Raw genomic sequence first — 20,756 nt, 5'->3', positions numbered from 1 at the left:
AAGATATTTAGTTTTGGAGAATTTCGGAATAAAAGACATTATTGATATTTTACTGGTGGCATTTGTAATGTATCAGTTGTATAATCTTGTCAAAAAATCGGGAACTACCACTATATTTAAAGGAATAATAGCATTTATTATACTCTGGATTATAGTTTCGCATGTATTGCAAATGAGACTGATGGGGGCTATCCTCAATAAGTTTGTAAGCATCGGAATGTTTGTCATTATTATTCTCTTTCAAGACGAGATCAGGCGCTTCCTTATGACACTGGGTGCCAATAGTGTATTCCGGTCATTGGTTAAGCTTTTTGGCGGTAAAAGCCGTGATACCGGCGGAAATAATTTTGTAACGCCTATTGTTTTGGCATGTATGAATATGTCTAAGACTTATACCGGAGCTTTAATTGTTATAGAGCAGGAGATGTCGTTGGGACTATATGAGCAAACAGGTGAGATTATAAATGCAGATGTCAGTACACGCTTAATCGAAAATATATTTTTCAAGAATAGCCCGCTTCATGATGGGGCAATGATTATTTCGAAAGGAAAAGTGACTGCTGCCGGTTGTATATTACCCATATCACAAAACCCGAACCTTCCCAAACAATTTGGATTGAGGCATAGGGCAGGGCTTGGTGTTAGTCAGGAAACAGATGCACAGGTTATAACAGTTTCCGAGGAAAGGGGTAAAATTTCATTTATGAGTAGAGGACACATATATCCTAATATAACTCCCGAAAAACTACAGGAGCTGCTAAATCAACCTGTAGGTAAGACTGATAAATCAGAACGTATACATAAATGAAAATTTTTACTGACTTTTTTATCTAAGGAATAATATAATGGAAAAGAGATATAAACACACAGGATATCACTATCCTAAATATTATTTAGTAGAATGTCCTAAATGTGAAAAAGCGGCTATTGTCTCTTTTACAGGGAGTTATTGGGCGCGGAATAATGTAGAGCTGAAATGTAGTTGCTGTATGCACAAAGCCGCATTTTTAGAACTTACCTTATACAAGGCAAATGTAAAACGAAACTGTCCCGATTGTGGTAAAAGTATTTCAGCAGAATTGAGTAATCTGAAAAATCCACCACAAGAAATGAGTATAATTTGTCCTAGCTGTGGTTTTAAAGCAGAATATACTCCTAATATATCAGCGTATTCTCCTAAGAAAAATCTTAATGGAATGCAAGGAGATCCCTTCTTTGGGTTTCCTCTATGGTTTCAAAGTTCTGTAAAAGGAAATTTGTTCTGGGCATATAATAGAGAACATTTGGAAGAGATACGGACTTATGTAGAAGCTGATTTAAGAGAAAGGCAATCTTCATATGCAAGGACGATGGTTGCTTATTTGCCTCAATTTATTAAAGAAGCAAAGAATAGAGAAGATGTGTTGAAAGTCATAAAAGACTTACAATACAAGTAAGTATGGTGAAAGAAGTTAAAAAGAACGATCTCATAGATAAAAATGTGTGAATTAGGGGGGGGCTAATAGATTGACTCGCTTTGAAACTATTACAACTAAAAAATATGATGAAGAAATATATAATACTAACTGCTTCAATTGCATGTGTATGTTCATTGGGTGTGTTTTTGCTGTCCACTTCGGAAGCCACTCTTGAAGAACGGAAGAATCCTAAAGTTTTGGCAATGACAACCTCTATCGAAATACCCGATGAAGTGAGTCTGGCAGGTGAAAGTTTGAAACTTGACAGATATGATCTTCATGAGCGTTTCGATCGTGAGATAAATAGTTTTGCATACCTTCATTCAACTACGCTGTTGCTTATCAAAAGAGCTAACCGTATTTTCCCGATTATAGACCCTATATTGAAAGCGAACGGTATACCCGAAGATTTCAGGTATTTGGCTGCAATTGAAAGTTCGCTCGACCCTCGGGCGGTATCATCAGCCAAAGCATCGGGTTTATGGCAGCTGATGCCTGCCACTGCTACTCAATTCGGGCTGGAGGTTACCAGTGAAGTTGACGAGAGATATTCTATCGAAAAATCGACTCAGGCGGCTTGTAAATATCTAAATAGCGCTTATCGTAAGTATGGAAACTGGTCGAGCGTAGCCATGTCATACAATGCAGGCATGGGACGTATCAGCGGCGAATTGGATAAACAACAAGCTGAAGATAGTTTAGATTTGTGGTTGGTAGAAGAAACTTCACGTTATTATTTTAGAATGTTGGCACTCAAATGTATTTTTGAGAATCCCTATAAATATGGCTATGTAATATCTGCCGATCAATTGTATAAGCCTATTCAATTTACCTCGGTTGAGGTTACTCAAAGCATACCCGATCTGGCTTCTTTCGCCAAAGATAACGGTGTAACTTATGCTCAGTTGAAAGATTTCAACTCCTGGTTAAGGGATCGTAAATTGACCATAACCCCCAAAAGTCAAAGTTCGTATACTATTCTTATACCTAATAGCGAGTCTCTTTATTATAAGAGAGGCGAAAAAATAAAAGTATATGATAAAAGATGGGTTACGGAGTAAAAGCAATAAAAAGGTCTGTGACCTTAAGTAAAAGAAAATAGTAAATATCGCATTTCTGCTTGTAAGGGTTTGCTTTACTTGTAAACTGAAGGTGAACACATAGGCCTGCCCCTACAATCAAAGCAATAAAAAGGTCTGAGACCTTAGGATAAACAATGGATCACAAAGTTGAAGAGACTGAATTAATATCTGTATACGGAGCGCGTGTACACAACCTGAAAAATATTGATGTTGATATTCCCCGTAATTCACTGGTTGTTATTACCGGATTGAGTGGTAGCGGAAAATCTTCCTTAGCGTTTGATACAATATTTGCAGAGGGTCAACGACGCTATATCGAAACATTTTCGGCATACGCACGTAACTTCTTAGGGGGAATGGAGCGTCCCGATGTAGATAAGATAACAGGATTAAGTCCTGTTATTTCGATTGAACAGAAAACCACAAATCGTAATCCTCGTTCTACAGTAGGAACTACGACCGAAATATATGACTTCCTACGTCTTCTATATGCAAGGGCAGGAGATGCTTATTCGTATTTAACCGGAGAGAAGATGGTTAAATATACCGAAGAGCAGATACTTGAGCTTATTTTGACCCGTTATTTGGGTAAGAAAATATATATATTGGCTCCTGTTGTAAGAAACCGTAAAGGACACTACAAAGAACTTTTCGAGCAGATCAGAAAAAAAGGTTATCTGAATGTGCGTATCGATGGTGAGATTCGAGAGATTCTTCCCGGAATGCGTGTCGATCGTTATAAGAATCACAGTATCGAGATTCTGGTCGATAAGATGGCTGTATCCAATAAATTCAGTGATCAGTTGAAGAATAGTGTGCGGGTGGGGATGAAGCAAGGTGATGGACTGATTATGATTCAAGATGTTGAATCAGGAGAAATGCGTCATTACAGTAGCCAGTTGATGTGCCCCAGCTCGGGCTTGTCGTATGGTGAGCCTGCACCGCATAATTTTTCATTCAATTCGCCATTTGGAGCATGTCCTAAATGTAAAGGTTTGGGAGTTGTCAATCAGATCGATATGGATAAGATTGTACCAAAGCCCGAACAAAGTATACATGCCGGAGGTATAGCACCTCTTGGTAAATATAAGAACTCTTTGTTCTTCTGGCAGATCGAAGCTATTTGTGAAAAATACGGAGTGACTATAAAAACTCCGATTAAAAATATTCCAGAAGAAGCTCTGGATGAAATAATGTTTGGAACTGACGAGAAACTCGAAATAAAAAACGAGACTTTAGGAGGTTCTACATATAGCGTAACTTTCGAAGGTGTTGCAAAATACATCAACATGCAACAAGAGAGCGAAGCATCAGCTACAGCTCAGAAATGGGCAAATCAGTTTATAACGACCCGAACTTGTCCTGACTGTAAAGGTCAGCGTCTTAATATTGAGGCTCTGCATTACAAGATCAATGATAAAAATATTGCAGAATTATCGGTTATGGATATCCAGGAGCTTTATGACTGGGTACAAAATATGGACGAGCATATCTCTGAAAAGCAAAGACATATTGCTGCTGAGGTAAAAAAAGAGATTCTTTCGCGTTTGACTTTTCTTCTCGATGTGGGATTAAGTTATTTGTCACTCAATAGGGCTTCTGCATCCTTATCGGGTGGAGAGAGTCAGCGTATACGACTTGCTACACAGATTGGTTCTCAGCTTGTTAATGTTCTTTATATTCTCGATGAGCCTAGTATTGGTCTTCATCAACGGGATAATGTGAGATTGATTAAATCTCTGAAAAAATTAAGAGATTCAGGTAATTCGGTTATTGTTGTAGAGCATGATAAAGATATGATGCTCGAAGCCGATTATATTATAGATATGGGGCCTTTTGCCGGTCGTAGAGGAGGAGAAGTGGTATTTGCAGGAACTCCGGCAGAGATGCTTAAAGCCGACACCATGACTTCCGACTATCTGAATGAGCGAAAAATGATAGAAGTGCCTAAGAAACGAAGAAAAGGTAACGGGCATTTTGTGGAACTGAAAGGTGCAACAGGCAATAATCTGAAATCTGTAGACATAAAAATTCCTCTAGGTACACTTACTTGTGTTACCGGAGTATCGGGTAGTGGTAAATCAAGTTTGTTGAACGGAACTTTGCTGCCGATACTTAGCCAGTACTTTTTTAGATCGCTGGCAGATCCCCTTCCGTACAAATCGTTCAAAGGAATGGAGTTTGTAGATAAGGTGATTAGTGTAGACCAATCGCCCATCGGAAGATCCCCTCGTTCTAATCCGGCAACATATACAGGAATATTTTCGGATATAAGAAATTTATTTGTAAGTCTTCCCGAAGCTAAAATAAGAGGCTATAAGCCTGGTAGGTTTTCCTTTAACATAAAAGGAGGGCGTTGTGAGACATGTGGAGGCAATGGTTATAAGACGATTGAAATGAACTTCTTGCCCGATGTATTTGTTCCATGTGAGGACTGTCATGGTAAACGTTATAATAGAGAAACTCTTGAAGTAAGATTTAAAGGGAAATCTATAGCCGATGTTTTAGATATGACGATTAATGCGGCAGTTGAGTTCTTTGAAAATACACCTAATATCTTACATAAGATTAAAGTTCTTCAGGATGTGGGGTTAGGTTATATTAAATTGGGTCAGCCCTCTACAACGCTGTCAGGAGGAGAATCGCAACGGGTGAAACTAGCTACAGAATTAGCACGGACAGATACAGGTAATACTATCTATATCTTGGATGAGCCTACTACCGGACTTCATTTCGAAGATATAAGGGTTTTATTAAATGTGCTGAATCAATTGGTTGAGAGAGGAAATACCGTTATTGTAATAGAGCATAATCTTGATATAATTAAGTGTGCCGATTATATAATAGATATGGGACCTGAAGGTGGATCAGGAGGCGGAATGTTGATGATGCAGGGTACCCCCGAAGAATTAGTGAGGAAAAATGTAGGTATTACTGCGAATTTCCTTAAAATAGAGTTAAAAATATAAAAAAGTTAGATTTTAGTTAGATAAATAACAAAAAACAGTATAAATTTGCTCTTGAATTTAGAGAGCATCAATAAAACAATAAGCTATGGCAAAAATAAGTTTTAAAGGTGGTGAGGTAAATACGATAGGTAATCTACCTAAAGTTGGTACTCAAGCTCCTAATTTTACATTAGTAAGTGGTCAGTTAGCGGAAGTGTCTCTTTCTGATTATAAAGGGAAAACAATTGTTTTAAATATTTTCCCAAGTTTAGATACTGGTGTATGTGCTGCTTCTGTTAGAAAATTCAATCAGGAGGCTGTTAAATTAAACAACACAGTTGTTTTGGCAGTATCAGCAGACCTACCTTTCGCTGCAGGAAGATTTTGTACAGCAGAAGGAATTGAAAATGTAACTCCGGTGTCAGTTTTTAGAAGCCCGGAATTTGGAAAAGATTATGGCGTGTTGATGACAGACGGACCACTTAAAGGCCTTTTAGCCCGTGCAGTGGTGATCATCGACCCTAAAGGAAATATATCGTACATTGAGTTGGTTCCTGAGATTACGCAAGAGCCTAATTATCAGACCGCAATCAACTCTATTGTGTAGTTTTGTAAAGTTTGTGTTAAGAAGGAGAGTCTGCGAAGTGATTTCGCGGACTTTCTATTTTTATAACATTAACCTTTTGTTATTTAAGTAAAAGCAACTATTTAATGATATAGTTTAAAACTATAACTATCTATCGCTTTTTTTCTTACCAAAGGAATAAATAGTTCTGCGAACTTAATTTATTAATATAAACTACTAATCGCACTTTTTTCATTAACTTCGTTTTTATATCAGAATTTATTTTTTTTCTGGTATAATTCTTTATATTTTAAAGAATTCAATTTGTAAAACAATCTATCAAGAACCAGTATTGGCATTATGAGAAAAGTTACAAAAGAAGCAGCTTTGCTTTATCACTCGAAGGGTAAACCCGGAAAAATAGAGGTGGTTCCAACCAAGCCTTACAGTACTCAAACCGATCTGGCATTAGCCTATTCGCCGGGTGTAGCAGATCCTTGTCTCGAAATAGAAAAAGACCCCGAAACAGCTTACGATTATACCATTAAAGGCAATTTAGTTGCTGTAATATCTAATGGGACGGCTGTACTGGGACTTGGCGATATTGGTGCTTTAGCAGGAAAACCTGTGATGGAAGGAAAAGGATTGCTTTTCAAAATATTTGCAGGAATAGATGTTTTTGATATTGAGGTGGATGAAAAAGATCCTGAAAAATTTATACAAACCGTGAAAGCTATTTCTCCAACCTTTGGAGGAATCAATCTCGAAGATATAAAAGCTCCCGAATGCTTTGAAATAGAACGACGTTTAAAAGAGGAACTTGATATTCCTGTTATGCACGACGATCAACACGGTACAGCTATTATTTCTTCGGCGGCTTTATTGAATGCTTTGGAAATTTCAGGAAAGAAGATCGAGGATATTCAACTCGTTGTTAGTGGTGCGGGTGCATCTGCTGTTGCCTGTACTAAATTATATATGAGCTTAGGCGTCCGCAAAGAGAATGTGGTGATGTGTGACAGTAAAGGTGTTATATCATCTAAAAGAACGAATCTGGATGAACAGAAGAAATTCTTTGCAACGGATCGAGATATTTCGACCATAACGGAAGCGATGAAAGGTGCTGATGTTTTTTTAGGACTATCGAAAGCCGGTGTTGTTACAGCTGATATGCTGAAATCGATGAATGACAATCCGATTGTATTTGCTTTGGCTAATCCTGATCCCGAGATTGCTTATGATGATGCAATTGAGGCTAGGGCAGACGTGATTTTTGCAACCGGAAGATCTGATTATCCTAATCAGGTAAATAATGTGTTAGGATTTCCTTATATATTCCGAGGAGCTTTAGATGTGAGAGCCAGAGGTATTAATGAGGCGATGAAGTTGGCTGCGGTAAAAGCATTGGCTAATCTGGCAAAAGAATCAGTTCCCGATGTTGTAAATGCAGCTTATGGTCTTCAGCGTACTGTATTTGGACGGGATTATTTCATACCGAAACCATTAGATCCAAGATTATTAACAGCCGTGTCTATTGCTGTTGCCAAGGCTGCAATAGAATCGGGTGTGGCCCGTAAGCCTATTGACGACTGGTCTGCTTATGAAAATAGGTTGACCGAGATGATGGGATACAGTAATAAGTTGGTGAGACAGTTGACAAACTTAGCTAAACAACATCCTAAACGAATTGTATTCTGTGAAGGTAATCACATCAATATGATAAAGGCTGCTGTATTAACTAAGAATGAGGAGATATGTTTTCCTATCCTTATAGGGAATACGGAACGTATACAACGGATTGCTAAGGAAAATAACCTGAACTTAGAGGGGATTGAAATTATAAATCATAGAGCTTTGTCTGAAGATGCTCGTCGTGATAAATATGCCCGTTTACTATCCGAAAAGCGACAAAGACAAGGTATTACCTATGTTGAAGCTTTTGAGAAAATGAACGACCGTAATTATTTCGGAATGATGATGGTCGAAACAGGTGAAGCTGACTCTTTGATTACAGGGGTATACAGTCATTATCAGGAATTTGCTCAAAAGGCAATAGAGGTGATAGGTCTACGTCCTGATACGAAACATTTTGCGGCAATGCATATTCTTCAAACCAAGAAAGGTACATTCTTTATTGCCGACACTCTTATAAACAGGTGGCCTAATACGGATGCTTTGGTTGATATTGCGAAATTAACTCACAATGCCGTGAAGTTTTTCAATACCGATCCCGTAATGGCTATGTTATCTTTTTCAAATTTTGGTGCAGAAAAGGATGGTAGTCCTTATAGTATTTCTCAGGCAGTAGATTATTTACACAAGAATAATCAGGAAATAGTAATTGACGGTGAAATGCAGGTTAATTTTGCCTTGAATAAAGAATTAAGAGATACTACTTTTCCGTTCAATACATTGAAAGATAAAGATGTAAATACTTTAATTTTCCCCAATTTAAGTTCCGCAAATGTGGTAAGCCGATTACTTGTTGATCTGGGAATATCGGGTGAGACTATCGGACCGATTCAAATGGGACTGAACAAACCTGTGCATTTTACAGATATAGAGAGTTCTGTGCGAGATATTATAAATTTGACTACTGTGGCTGTTATTGATGCTATTGTATATGAAACTAAAAAGTAAATTATGAAAAAATTACTAGTGTTGCTATTGATCTCTGTTGCATTTGTATCATGCGATACCAATTCACCTAAAGCAACAGCCGAAAAATTTACTGAAAGCATGGCTAAAGGTGATATGGAAGAAGCCAAAAAATATATGACAGCCGGAACGGCATCGTTATTGGATATGGCGATGAAAATGTCAAGCGATTCCATTCCTAAATACCCTGACTTTAAGTTTAAAATGATCAAAGACTCTATTGTAGGTGATACTATTGCTTGGGTTACCTATATTTCACCTCTGGGAAGTCAGGAAGAGTTAAACTTGGTAAAACGAGACGGTCAGTGGAAAGTTACAATGGGTAAATAAGGTCACAGCCTTTTTATACCTTTAGTAAGTACAATCTAGTTGGATACACTTAAGATATTTTTATTAAGTCTCTTTCTTTTATTGGTGAGTTGTCATAGCAATGAGAATTCATCTTCCAGTGAATGGGATTTAAAAGAATTCCGGAATGGAGATATTATATACCGCCATGGAAATGGTTTTTTCTCTGATTATTTTAGAAAATCATCAAATAGAGAAAAATTATATTCCCATGGCGGTATTATAGCTATAGATAACAATAGTGAGGTATACGTCATACATGCTGAGGCAAGTGAATTGACAGGGGTAGGAGGAGTTAGGAAAGAGTCGTTAAACGTTTTTCTTAAGGATATATCCACTTGGGCGGTTTACAGATTAGATACAACGCAAACAGTGCGTGATTCTATTGTTTACGTTGCTACCCAATATTTAAATAAAGAAACACCTTTCGATCTTGATTTTGATAATACCTCAGATGATAAAGTCTATTGTACAGAGTTGATAGCTCTTTCTATAAATAAATCAACCCATCGCAATTTGATAAAAGCAACGGGTAGTATTCGAAATAAGCCTTATTTTGCTATTGATGATACTTATCTGATAAAAGAAATGAAACCGATCATCAGAAAACCTTAAACCGCAGGCAGGCTCATACCGGTGATCTTCCGATATAAATCCAATGCATAAATGTCGGTCATTCCCGATATATAATCCAGTATAGCCAATACACGTGTGTATAGAGAAGGATCTCGCACTTCATATTGTTCAGGAACCCTTGTTAGTAAAAGCTGCGAATATGCTTTGTCGGGATTGCGTATAGCTTCCATGAAAGTATCCAAGAGTAGCCCGATGATGCGGTGTCCTGCAAGTTCGATATCCAGAACATCTTTAGCTTTGTATATGTATTTGACGCTGTAATCGGTGCAAACCTTATAAGCATTGCTCGAAAGTTCAGGAATATGTTTGATTAGAGGACTGTTAAAAGTTCCATTTAATATATCTTCTTCGTGATCTATAAAAACTTGCGCACACTCATTAACCAGTAGACCGATTACACTCGATCGCAGATATGCCAACTGCTCATTTACATCATTTACAAGCAACATGGTTCTTCTCATTTTTTCCTGTTTTTCGGGAGGGAAAAAGTTTATGAAAAGATCAATGGTTCTTTCAGTAGTCAGAATATGTAATTTATGAGCATCCTCAATGTCCATTATCTTATAACAGATATCATCGGCAGCTTCCACAAGATATACAAGCGGATAGCGAGCCAGTTTAAGAGGCTGTTCCTGTAGCTTAGGTATTCCTAGTTCATCTGCTATTTTTATAACGTCAGGCTCTTCGGCTTGAAAGAATCCGAATTTACCTTTACCATGTGCCAGTTCCGATGAGAAAGGATATTTAATGATAGAAGCCAACATAGAGTAGGTCATGGCGAAGCCGCCTTTTCTGCGTCCTATGAATTGATGTGTAAGCAAACGGATTGAGTTTGCATTACCATCGAAGTTGATGAAATCTTCCCAGCGCCCGTCACCTTTTACGATATCGTGATAAAGAGGTTGTCCCTTGCCTTCGGAAAAATAAGTGGCAATGGCTTTTTCGCCCGAATGTCCAAATGGAGGATTACCTAAATCGTGTGCTAAACAAGCTGCGGCAACAATAGAACCTATTTCCTCGAATGCTGCAGGAGAATCGGGGTATTTGTTACGCAAGGCTTTTGATACCATCAAACTGATTGAACGTCCTACGGAGGAAACTTCTAGGCTGTGAGTTAATCGGTTGTGTACGAATACACTACCCGGAAGTGGAAATACCTGTGTTTTGTTTTGAAGTCTGCGGAAAGGAGATGAAAAGATGAGGCGATCATAATCTCTTTGAAAATCGGATCGGTCATGTTGTCTTTCATCGTGAAATTCTTCCATTCCAAAACGTTTAGACGATAGTAGTTTTTGCCATTCCATATTTTAAGTAAATGAAGCGTTAAATGATATTTACTTGCTAAAGTAATAAAAAGGTCTGATACCTAAAGATAAACGAGACTATTATAATAGTCTCGTTTATGAAGTTATTGTTGCTTTTGTAAGAGCAAATCATTAAAATACTATGACTTATCTGTCTTGGATAAGTCTGTCGGCCATAGTCTTGCCCAGTGCTACACATGCGTTGTAGGTATCGATGCTCATCGATTGTTTCATTTCTACAGGAGTACCTATAATTTCGAAATTGGTACTTTCTGCAAATTGAGCGATACGTTTAAGTGCTGCACCTGCCCATGTATATGAACCGAAATAGCTGAAATATCTGTTTTTCATATCTCTTTCTTCTATTTTTGCAAGAAGAGTAGCTACCTCAGGAAACAATTTATTATTATAAGTAGGCGATCCGATAATAAGACCTTTATACTTAAATATATCGCGGATAATATACGAATGCGAGCGTTTCGATGTATTATGAAGTATGATTTCCTTAATACCTTGTTGAGCCAACTCTAAAGCTATTGTCTCAGCCATTTGCTCGGTATTTCCGTACATACTTCCGTATGCAATAACCACACCTTCGTCACCTTGATATTTGCTTAATTTGTCATAGATCGAGATCACTTTATTAATTTGCTCCGGAATAGTCCAGATAGGACCATGTGTCGAGCAAATATAATTGATTTCAAGGTGGCTTAATTTCTGTAATGCTTTTTGTACAGGAGAACCGAACTTGCCTACTACATTTGAATAGTAGCGTACCATTTCGTCGTAGTAACGTTCAGGATGTAATTGTTTGTCGGTTATACCACCATCAAGTGTTCCGAATGTACCGAATGCGTCTCCCGAGAAAATCATTTTTTCGGTTGTTTCATAAGTCATCATCGTTTCAGGCCAGTGTACCATAGGAGTCAGATAAAACACCAAATTGTGTTTACCTAGGCTCAGTTCTTGTCCATCCTCAATGATCATTACTCCATCAGTAATACCATAAAACCCGCTTACCATATCAGCAGTTCTTTTATTACCGACGATTTGAATATTAGGGTATTTGGTTTTAAGTAATCTTAGAGAGCCCGAGTGATCAGGTTCCATGTGGTTAATCACAAGATAATCTAATGATTTTCCGTCTAATGCTGTTTCTAGTTTCTGTAAAAAAATGTCAGAATAACATATATCTACAGTGTCAAATAGTGCTGTTTTTTCGTCTACAATTAAATAAGAATTATACGAAACTCCTTTAGGGAGAGGCCATAAATTTTCAAATAAAGCCTTTGTTCGGTCATTGACGCCAATATAGTATAAGTCTTCTTTTATTTGAATAGGTTTTAACATAATACAAGTAATATATTATTTTTTGATAGATTGTTCTTTCGTTTTCAGAGCATTGTATACTAGCCAAACACCCCATATAATAAATGGTATGCTTAATAATTGCCCCATGTTAATACCTATGCTTGCTCTCATTTGTAATTCAAAAGGCTCCTGTACATTTTTCAGGAACTCGATAAAGAATCTGGATAAAAATATTCCGATCAGAGAAACACCCAATATCAGACCTTGCTTTTTCTTTGCATCTGTTTTGTAGAACATATACATCGTCAGAATAAATATCGCAAAATAGATGAGTGCTTCATATATCTGTGTCGGATGACAAGGTAATTCACCCGCTCCTCCGTCTGCGATTGGCAAGTGCCAGCTTCTGTCTCTCACGAAGTTGAATCCCCAAGGCATGGTAGTCGGACCTCCATATATTTCAGAGTTCATCAAGTTACCTACACGGATAAAAGCAGCTCCTATGGCTACCCCTACTATAAGGCGATCGAGTGCCCAGATGATACTTTTTTTGCTGACATTACGGCAAAATAGCCATATTCCGATAGTCATCCCGATAGCTCCTCCATGACTGGCAAGACCACCTTCCCATATCTTTAAGATTTCGATGGGGTGAGATAAGTAATATTCGGGGTCATAAAACAGACAATGCCCTAGTCGGGCACCTATAATAAGACCAATTAATACATAGACAAAAAGAGAATCGAACCATTTCTCAGGAAGTTTCTCCGATTGATACATTTTTTGTACCACATAAGATGTACAGAGTACACCTATTGCCCAACACAATCCGTACCAACGGATTTCCCGTCCAAAAATATTAACTAGTTCGGGACTAATATCCCATGTTATAAAAGCAAGCATAAATGACGTTGTTAGAACAGTTTTCTTTAATAAGTAAGTCTAAAGTACAAACGATTTCTATTATGAAATAATGCTGTATTTGATGCTTACCAATATATTATGTTAAAGAGTACCTATTACTATTAAGCCGCAAATATACAGAAAATAAAATAGATTTATCTAGCTAATAAGTTATAAAATATTTATGGCGGATACTTGATTTGTAGTCGTTTTTATATGATTTATTAGAATTGAATTTTGTTTGTTTACCTTAATGCCGTATCTTGCAACCCTACCGTGAATAGCTTATATTTTTCTTCCAAATAGAAAAAGTTTCAAACCTTAAATCGAAAAATGCAACCAGGTTGCAGCAAGTATTTACTACATTTGCAATCAGAAAAAGGTAGAATCATTTATGAAAACTAAAAAGTTTATAATACAAATATGTTTAATGTTAGCTTGTGTATTGCTGCAAGCTCATGTTATTCTACCTCATTTTCACCACGATGGAATCGTTTGTATTACAAAAGAAAGTAGTACCGATTGTCTTAGATGTCATTCGGCACAAGGCCATAACCATGCTAAAAATCATTGTTCGCAAAATCTCGATGCTTGCGATATCAAGCAGATTGTTATTCGTCAGAATGATTTGAATGATGACTTAGATACGACTAATCCGATAAACTTACTCTCGTTATACTGTCTGGTATATCCGTTGAGTAATTTGTATTTGGAATTCCCTGATTCTACTACTGAACGGAATCAGATACCTTATAAAGATACTTATACTTCACCTTTCACGGGTTCCATCAAGAGCCTGAGAGCCCCTCCTTCTTTTTTAGGATAATAACAATTTATTGAAGTCAACACAGGTTTGACATATTCAGTATGCTTTAGTGGTTTTAGCTGCTTAAAATATTGTGTCTAATATTTTAAGGCTATTACACGCTATTGCTGTTACACTCTTATTATGACAAAAATAGGTCTGAGACCTTCAAAAGAAGAAAAATGAGAAAAAAGATTATATATATGTTCGGTGTTCTGGCTCTCTCTTGGAGTTGTGCAGGGCAAGGAGAACATTCGCACGACGATGCTGCACAGTCCGAAACGGGAGATCATTCAAATGAGATTGTTTTTAGAAGCGAGCAAGCCAAGAATATAGGTTTGGAGGTTATTTCAATAGAACCGACTTCATTTCACGAAGTAATAAAGACAAGCGGACAAATATTATCGCCTCCTGGTGATGAGGTAACTGTTTCTGCTACTGCAAGCGGAATCGTGTCGTTTAATAAAAGCTCTATAAACGAAGGTGTATCGGTAGGTAGGGGAGAATCGTTGCTATCTATATCCTCACGGAATTTACCGGATGGTGATCCCGGGGTGAAAGCCCGGTCAACTTACGAGATGGCAGAAAAAGAATTCCAACGGGCGCAATCTCTTATTGGTGATAAATTGATTTCCGAGAAAGAGTTCAATGAAGCTAAATTGTATTATGAAAATGCAAAGGTTTCTTATCAATCGTATGCTAAAGGACGGACTAATGTCGGTGCAGGTATTTCTGCTCCTATTAGTGGATATATTAAAGCCCGATTGGTAAACGAGGGGCAGTATGTAGAAGTTGGTCAGCCCTTGTTTACAATTACCCAAAGTCAGAAATTACAACTTCGTGCAGATATTTCGGAACGCTACTATAAAGACCTTAAAAATATTACATCTGCTAATTTCCGCATTCCATATTATGATGGAGTTTATCAATTGTCGGAATTGGGTGGAAAGTTGGTTTCTTATGGAAAGTCGACAAGTAGCGATGGATTTTATATCCCTGTAAGTTTTGAATTTAATAATGTGGGAAATATTGTTCCGGGTTCATATGTAGAAGTCTATCTTTTAGGTAAATCACGAGCTGATGTTCTTTCCGTGCCTGTTTCATCATTAATCGAATCACAAGGTTTATACTTTGTTTATATTCAGTTAAATGCTGACGATTACAAAAAGCAAGAGGTTAAACTAGGTGCCAGTGATGGGCAGAATGTAGAAGTTTTATCGGGCTTGAAGATCGGAGATAAAGTGGTAAGCAAAGGAGCTTATCATATAAAATTGGCTGCAGCATCAGGAACGTTACCTCAAGGTCATACTCACTAATGAAAGGAGAAATTATATATGTTAAATAAAATAATACACTTCTCGCTTCATAATCGGGCAGTGGTACTTGTAGCTGCACTTCTTCTTTTATTAGGAGGATTTTACACAGCTAAAAATATGGAGATAGACGTATTTCCCGACTTGAATGCTCCCACTGTGGTTGTTATGACCGAGGCTAACGGCATGGCGAGTGAAGAGGTCGAACGTCTTGTCACTTTTCCTATCGAAGCCGCTGTAAACGGAGCAACGGATGTGCGTAGGGTACGTTCGTCATCTACCACAGGATTTTCGGTTATATGGGTCGAATTTGAATGGGGAACAGATATTTACAGAGCTCGTCAGGTAGTTACCGAAAAATTAGCGGCACTAGGAAATGATCTGCCTGCAAATGTCGGAAAACCTACACTAGGGCCTCAATCATCAATAATGGGCGAGGTAATGACTATCGGGCTTTCGTCCGACTCAACTTCATTATTGGATTTAAGAACCATTGCCGATTGGGTGATACGTCCACGCCTTCTTTCGACAGGTGGAGTAGCTCAGGTAACCGTAATCGGTGGTGATATAAAAGAATTCCAGATATTACTTGATCCGGGACGGATGAAGCATTACGGAGTAGGATTGGATGAAGTTCTGGCTGCTGTCGAAAATATGAATCAGAATGCTTCGGGGGGAGTACTTTATGAGTATGGAAACGAATATATTGTAAGGGGAATTCTGCAAACAAACGATGTCGACCAGTTAGGAAAAGCCCTTGTGAAAAAACAAGGTAATGGTGTCGTCTTAATTGGAGATGTTGCTGAGATTAAAATCGGAGGCAAACAGCCTAAACTGGGACTTGCTTCCGAAAAAATAAAGCCGGCAGTTTTAATAACCGTAACGAAACAACCCAATACCAATACAATTGAACTGACCGAAAAACTGGATGCTTCGATTGCCGATCTGCAAAAGAATGTTCCTTCGGATGTGAAGATTTCGAGCGATATCTTTCGTCAGGAGCGTTTTATCGAAAGCTCGATAGGCAATGTCGAGAAATCACTTTACGAAGGCTCTGTTTTTGTGGTGATTGTACTCTTCTTATTCTTGATGAATGCACGTACAACATTCATTTCGTTGATGGCTATTCCGTTATCGTTGTTGGTATCTATACTTACCCTTAAATTAATGGGGTTAACCATCAATACAATGAGCTTGGGGGGTATGGCAATTGCGATAGGTTCACTGGTGGATGATGCCATAATAGATGTCGAAAATGTATTTAAGCATTTGCGCCTCAATAGAATGAAACCCGAAGGAGAGCAGCAACCGATACTGGATGTTGTTTTCGAAGCATCGAAAGAGGTGAGAATGCCGATCCTTAATTCTACACTTATTATAGTAGCTTGTTTTGTGCCTCTGTTTTTTCTGAGTGGCATGGAAGGACGTATGCTTGTACCTCTAGGTATATCATTTATAGTAGCCTTGTTTGCTTCTACTGTTGTGGCTCTGACTATAACTCCCGTTTTGTGTAGTTATTTGTTGGGGAAAACGAAAGGCGATAAGGAAGAAAAAGAACCTCGCATGGTTTTGACCTTAAAGTATTGGTATGAAAAGAGTCTGCATTGGGCATTGGAAAACCAGAAAAAAGTATTGGTGGTAACAGGACTCATGTTGATCTCGGCAATGGTAATATTCTTTACTTTAGGACGAAATTTCCTGCCTCCTTTTAATGAAGGATCTTTTACAATCACGGTAAATACAATACCCGGAATTTCATTGGAGGAATCTGATAAAATAGGGCGATTGGTAGAAACCGAACTGCTTAGCATCAAAGAAATACAGACAGTAGGGCGTAAAACGGGACGTGCTGAGTTGGATGAGCATTCTTTAGGTGTAAATACTTCGGAAATAGAAGCTCCGTTTATTCTGGATGGACGCTCTAAGGATGAACTATTAGCCGAAATAAGAGAGAAATTAAACGCCATTCCGGGAATAAGTATCGAAGTGGGGCAACCTATTTCTCACCGTCTCGATCATATGCTTTCGGGAACCAAAGCCAATATTGCCATTAAACTTTTCGGAAGCGATCTGAACGAATTGTTTACACAGGGTAACCGGATTAAAGATGCTATTGAGAATATAGATGGAGTTACCGACCTGAATGTGGAGCAACAAGTTGACCGTCCGCAACTGAAAATCACACCTCGTAGAGAATTGTTAGCTAAATATGGTATTACACTGCCTCAATTCTCGGAGATGGTATCGACAATGCTTTCAGGAGCAGTTATCTCCCAGGTGTATAGCGAAGGAAAGACCTTTGATTTGATTCTTAAGGTGGACGATCAATACAAAGATCAGGCAGAGAAAATTAAAAACCTGATGATTGATGCCAATGGTGTTAAAATACCGTTTGACTACATTGCTGAAATAACATCTTCGGAGGGACCTAATTCGATTAGCCGTGAAAATGTTCAGCGTAAAATAGTGATCTCGGCAAATGTAGCTGATCGAGATTTGCGTAGTGTAGTAAATGAAATACAGGAAACTGTAGGTTCAAAGATTCAATTACCCGAAGGTTATCATATCGAATATGGAGGACAATTCGAGAGTGAGCAGGCAGCTTCTAAAACATTATTGATTACTTCCATTTTTGCAATTTTGGTTATATTTCTTTTGTTGTATAATCAATTTAAAAATGTATCGCAGTCCGTCATTATCTTATTGAATCTGCCATTGGCTCTGATAGGTGGTATTTATGCTATCCTGTTTACTACGGGCGAAATAAGCATTCCGGCTATTATCGGGTTTATTGCCCTCTTTGGTATTGCTACCCGAAACGGAATATTGTTGATGGCTCATTATAATGACCTGCACAGTAGCGGAGAATCTCTTGAAAACAGTATTGTTATGGGATCACTTGACCGGCTGAATCCGATTCTTATGACAGCACTTTGTTCGGGATTGGCTCTTATACCATTGGCTCTGCAAGGCGATCTTCCGGGTAATGAAATACAAAGTCCTATGGCAAAAGTTATTTTAGGTGGATTGCTGACATCTACATTGTTGAATATGTATATCGTTCCTATTATTTACAAAATGATGCAGCAACGAAATTTGAATAGAAAAAGAGTAGAATTATGAGACTTATATATATACTAATTGGACTGTCAGGCGTACTGTTTACGGTAAATGCACAGGATAATTTTCAGGAGGTATTGAATCGTATAGAATCTAATAATACGACTCTCAAAGCTTTGCTGGAAAAGACTAAAGCAGATAAAATAGGAAATAAAACAGCTTTGAATCTGGCAAATCCCGAAGTCGAAGTAGGTTATCTGTGGGGTAGTCCAAGTGGAGAGGGCAATCGGAAAGATTTGAATATTACCCAATCATTTGATTTTCCCACAGCTTACGGGTATCGCTCGCAAGTAGTATCGGGGCAAAATGTGCAAGCTGATTTAGTTTACCAACAACAGGCAAAAGAGATTTTACAACAAGCCAGAGTCTTTTGCGTGGAGCTTGTTTATCAAACAAAAAGATATGCAGAACTAAATGAACGGGTAAAACTGGCAAAGGAATTGAGTGAAGCATATCAGACCCGTTTCGATAAAGGAGATATCAATATTATCGAATACAATAAGACCAAGCTGAATTTGCTGAATTCGGAAAAAGCCATGCAGATAGCTGAGGTGGAGATCGCTACACTGCGTGCTGAATTGCAACGGCTCAATGGAGGCGAACCGATGCTTGATCTATTGAGTAATTACTCTTCTTATTCGTTACCTTTGAGCTTCGATCAATGGTTTAATGAGACAAAGATGAATAATCCGGCACTTGAATCGGCGATGAAGGAGGTTGAGCTTAGCCGAAAGCAAGAGAAGCTGACTAAGGCTCTTAATCTTCCTAAAATAACAGCGGGGTATATGAGTGAGCGTCTTTTAGGAACTACTCATCAGGGATTTACTCTTGGAGTATCTATTCCTTTGTGGGAGGGCAGAAATACTGTAAAACATCAAAAGGCACAGACTGTGGCTTTGGAGATGCAGCAAAAAGATTCGGAACTTCAGTTTTATAATACCCTCAAAAATCAATACCATAGAGCCGGTACATTATTTGGTTTGCTGCGTGATTACGAAGAAATTTTGAGTACATCCAATAATAGGACTTTATTGAAGAAAGCTTTCGAAAAAGGACAGCTATCTTTGATTAATTATTTGTTGGAATTATCTGTTTATTACGAAACCATTGACCAATATATGGAGAAGGAAAAAGAGTATCAACTGGCTTTATCTGAGCTTCAACAATGGGATCGCTAAATTTAAAGAAAGGAGAAAAAAATGAATGCAGAATATATTGAAAGATTAGAAGAAAGGGGGGTAAAACCTACAGCAGTCAGGCTTCTGATTTTTAAAGCAATGGTAGAATATCCTCAGGCATTTAGTTTATCAGATCTTGAAATAAGTCTTGATACTGTTGATAAATCGACCCTTTTCAGAACCATATCCTTGTTTCATGATAAACTTCTGATACATAGTATTGACGATGGTTCGGGCTCGGTTAAATATTCGGTCTGCAGTTCCGATTGTAACTGTTCGATTCAGGATCTGCATGTTCATTTTAATTGCCATGAATGTAAAAAGACCTTTTGTATGGAGAATATCTCTATACCTAAGGTTCAATTACCTCAAGGTTTTTTATTGGAAAGTATAAATTTTGTTTTGAAAGGTTTATGTGATAGATGCTCTAAGCTTAACGAATAGGTTTTATTTTATTTAGTAAAAGAAGCACACTCAAATAAGAGTGTGCTTCTTTTGTTTTTATCATTTTTTTATAATGTTTCTAGAAAACTTGGTTAAAAGGCGTGTTGCTTGAATAAAAAGCCCTTCTAAGTGTATGTATAGTCGTGTATTTCGATTTATTTTGCAATTAGATCCTTATTATAGGGCTCTGTATAATCTCATATTTTGAGGTTTAATTTAATATCTACTCAAAATGATTAAAAATAAAAATACTATGAAAATAAAAGCTTCATTATTGTCAGTTGCTATAATAGCTTCTGTTGGTTCAGTTTTTTCTTTTGTTAAGCAGGGTGATGATGGTATGGGAGATGGCGGACTGATGAAATCTTCTCAAATGGCTTTTGTTTCTCCTATTACAACAGTTATTACTCCTAAAAATAATATTGAGATTACTTTTACTGCAAATATTAGTATTGTTAATGCAATAATAAAAAATAACATAGGTATAACTGTTAGTCAAGCAAAAACAGATACATCGTTGGATACTAATCTGTATATTAATATAGCTAATTTACCAACAGGATCTTATACTCTTATTTTAACAGATAATAAAGGGGCTACTATAAGTAGTGAAAAATTTACAGTGGATTAAGCTGAGTCGTAAAAATGTTCGAGGAAATATGTCCTCGAACATTTTATACAATA

Annotated in this window: 17 protein-coding genes; 14 read left to right on the top strand and 3 right to left on the bottom strand. The window is 37.6% G+C overall.

What is annotated here, in order from left to right; genetic code table 11:
- The first annotated feature begins 67 nt into the window (after positions 1 to 67).
- The 8 genes from cdaA to G7051_RS01110 all read left to right on the top strand — a co-directional run bounded on the left by cdaA (position 68) and on the right by G7051_RS01110 (position 9,673).
- The gene (gene cdaA, locus G7051_RS01145; protein ID WP_166202594.1) at positions 68 to 808 is read left to right on the top strand and encodes a diadenylate cyclase CdaA; all 741 of its coding nucleotides are present in this window, start codon (positions 68 to 70) and stop codon (positions 806 to 808) included.
- A 37-nt stretch (positions 809 to 845) separates the two neighbouring features.
- Positions 846 to 1,436, top strand: coding sequence for a hypothetical protein (locus G7051_RS01140; RefSeq protein WP_166197880.1), 591 nt, complete (start codon positions 846 to 848; stop codon positions 1,434 to 1,436).
- A gap of 107 nt (positions 1,437 to 1,543) precedes the next feature.
- Positions 1,544 to 2,518 (top strand): lytic transglycosylase domain-containing protein, encoded by a 975-nt coding sequence (locus tag G7051_RS01135; RefSeq protein ID WP_166202592.1) that lies wholly within the window; start codon positions 1,544 to 1,546, stop codon positions 2,516 to 2,518.
- A gap of 155 nt (positions 2,519 to 2,673) precedes the next feature.
- Positions 2,674 to 5,508 carry an excinuclease ABC subunit UvrA gene (gene uvrA / locus G7051_RS01130; protein ID WP_166197879.1) on the top strand — a complete coding sequence of 945 codons (2,835 nt, stop codon included), beginning with the start codon at positions 2,674 to 2,676 and terminating at the stop codon, positions 5,506 to 5,508.
- Between the two features lie 85 nt (positions 5,509 to 5,593).
- Positions 5,594 to 6,094, top strand: a complete 501-nt coding sequence (gene tpx / locus G7051_RS01125; protein WP_166197877.1) for a thiol peroxidase — start codon at positions 5,594 to 5,596, stop codon at positions 6,092 to 6,094.
- Between the two features lie 318 nt (positions 6,095 to 6,412).
- Complete coding sequence (locus tag G7051_RS01120; protein ID WP_166197876.1) at positions 6,413 to 8,692, top strand: NADP-dependent malic enzyme; 2,280 nt, start codon at positions 6,413 to 6,415, stop codon at positions 8,690 to 8,692.
- 3 nt (positions 8,693 to 8,695) lie between these two features.
- The gene (locus G7051_RS01115; RefSeq protein WP_166197875.1) at positions 8,696 to 9,040 is read left to right on the top strand and encodes a DUF4878 domain-containing protein; all 345 of its coding nucleotides are present in this window, start codon (positions 8,696 to 8,698) and stop codon (positions 9,038 to 9,040) included.
- Between the two features lie 39 nt (positions 9,041 to 9,079).
- Positions 9,080 to 9,673, top strand: a complete 594-nt coding sequence (locus G7051_RS01110) for a YiiX/YebB-like N1pC/P60 family cysteine hydrolase (RefSeq protein ID WP_166197873.1) — start codon at positions 9,080 to 9,082, stop codon at positions 9,671 to 9,673.
- On the opposite strand, the gene dgt is transcribed toward G7051_RS01110, so the two are convergent.
- The 3 genes from dgt to lgt all read right to left on the bottom strand — a co-directional run bounded on the left by dgt (position 9,670) and on the right by lgt (position 13,212).
- Positions 9,670 to 10,998 (bottom strand): dGTP triphosphohydrolase, encoded by a 1,329-nt coding sequence (gene dgt / locus G7051_RS01105; RefSeq protein ID WP_166197872.1) that lies wholly within the window; start codon positions 10,996 to 10,998, stop codon positions 9,670 to 9,672. The two genes, G7051_RS01110 and dgt, sit on opposite strands and share 4 nt — an antisense overlap.
- Before the next feature lie 147 nt (positions 10,999 to 11,145).
- Positions 11,146 to 12,348 (bottom strand): FprA family A-type flavoprotein, encoded by a 1,203-nt coding sequence (locus G7051_RS01100; protein ID WP_166197871.1) that lies wholly within the window; start codon positions 12,346 to 12,348, stop codon positions 11,146 to 11,148.
- Between the two features lie 15 nt (positions 12,349 to 12,363).
- A complete protein-coding gene (gene lgt / locus G7051_RS01095) occupies positions 12,364 to 13,212 on the bottom strand; it encodes a prolipoprotein diacylglyceryl transferase (RefSeq protein ID WP_166197870.1) in 849 nt (282 codons plus the stop codon).
- Between the two features lie 394 nt (positions 13,213 to 13,606).
- Here lgt and G7051_RS01090 point away from each other — a divergent pair, with 394 nt between their 5' ends.
- From G7051_RS01090 to G7051_RS01065, 6 genes are all read left to right on the top strand, one after another.
- The gene (locus G7051_RS01090) at positions 13,607 to 14,038 is read left to right on the top strand and encodes a DUF6769 family protein (RefSeq protein WP_166197868.1); all 432 of its coding nucleotides are present in this window, start codon (positions 13,607 to 13,609) and stop codon (positions 14,036 to 14,038) included.
- A gap of 161 nt (positions 14,039 to 14,199) precedes the next feature.
- A complete protein-coding gene (locus G7051_RS01085) occupies positions 14,200 to 15,333 on the top strand; it encodes an efflux RND transporter periplasmic adaptor subunit (protein ID WP_166197866.1) in 1,134 nt (377 codons plus the stop codon).
- 18 nt (positions 15,334 to 15,351) lie between these two features.
- Entirely contained in the window at positions 15,352 to 18,453 is a 3,102-nt protein-coding gene (locus G7051_RS01080) for an efflux RND transporter permease subunit (RefSeq protein ID WP_166197864.1), read from the top strand.
- Positions 18,450 to 19,628: a TolC family protein gene (locus G7051_RS01075; RefSeq protein WP_255493292.1), complete on the top strand. Its 1,179-nt coding sequence runs from the start codon at positions 18,450 to 18,452 to the stop codon at positions 19,626 to 19,628. Before G7051_RS01080 ends, G7051_RS01075 begins: the two co-directional genes overlap by 4 nt.
- Positions 19,629 to 19,649: 21 nt before the next feature.
- The gene (locus G7051_RS01070; RefSeq protein WP_166197862.1) at positions 19,650 to 20,072 is read left to right on the top strand and encodes a Fur family transcriptional regulator; all 423 of its coding nucleotides are present in this window, start codon (positions 19,650 to 19,652) and stop codon (positions 20,070 to 20,072) included.
- 253 nt (positions 20,073 to 20,325) lie between these two features.
- On the top strand, positions 20,326 to 20,703 hold the full coding sequence (locus tag G7051_RS01065; RefSeq protein ID WP_166197861.1) for a DUF3244 domain-containing protein: 378 nt from the start codon (positions 20,326 to 20,328) through the stop codon (positions 20,701 to 20,703).
- The last annotated feature ends 53 nt before the right edge of the window (positions 20,704 to 20,756 follow it).

The organism is Dysgonomonas sp. HDW5B (assembly GCF_011299335.1).
In the GTDB taxonomy this organism is placed as follows: Bacteria; Bacteroidota; Bacteroidia; order Bacteroidales; family Dysgonomonadaceae; genus Dysgonomonas_A.
This window is presented reverse-complemented; position numbering and strand designations above follow the sequence as displayed.